This is a genomic window from Bradyrhizobium sp. Kon10 (genome assembly GCF_055807395.1).
In genome coordinates this window covers 1-258 of the sequence record NZ_JBVVOZ010000279.1, presented here as the reverse complement: position 1 = coordinate 258, position 258 = coordinate 1, and the positions used below count along the sequence as shown (strand labels likewise).

The 258-nt window shown below is 67.4% G+C and carries 1 pseudogene; it reads right to left on the bottom strand.

Annotation, left to right across the window (positions count from 1 at the left end):
• Positions 1-258, bottom strand: a pseudogene (locus tag AC0L2O_RS37025) (alpha/beta fold hydrolase); the annotation flags it as partial.

Here is a 258-nt window from a genome sequence, read left to right as displayed (position 1 = left end):
GTCGTGATATCAGCCTGCAGCTCGGCGAAATGCCTGACGCTGTCGAGCGCCTTGGAAGAGATCTCCGCAAACGTGGCGCCGGGGATCGCCGCCGCGAGCGTATGGGCCGCCGTCAGCGGATGCACCGCATCCATGGCATTGCCGATGACGAGCGTGGGGATGCCAAGGGCAGCGGCGTCACTCGCTGAAACTCCCGGGCCGTCGGCGGCAATGTCGGCGAGGACCTGCGTGAATGGCGCGGCGTCCGGCCGGTCGAAA